The following is a 207-nucleotide window of genomic DNA, read 5'->3' on the forward strand; positions in this document are numbered from 1 at the left end:
GCCGCCACCATCACGCGGATGGTAGGGCACTATCAAACTTTACTCGAAGCAGTCGTTGTCAATCCACAGCAAAAGCTATCAGACCTACCACTGCTAACTGCCACCGAACAACACCAGATATTACGGGAGTGGAACAACACCCAAGCCGACTACCCCAAATATTTGTGCCTGCATTCGTTATTTGAGCAACAAGTCGAGAAAACACCG

The 207-nt window shown here is 49.3% G+C and carries 1 protein-coding gene; it reads left to right on the plus strand.

What is annotated here, in order from left to right:
• Positions 1-207, plus strand: a 207-nt coding sequence (locus AABK37_RS42400) for a hypothetical protein (protein ID WP_432557329.1), incomplete at both ends; no start/stop codon positions are given.

It is taken from the genome of Tolypothrix sp. VBCCA 56010 (assembly GCF_050875635.1).
GTDB lineage: Bacteria > Cyanobacteriota > Cyanobacteriia > Cyanobacteriales > Nostocaceae > Hassallia.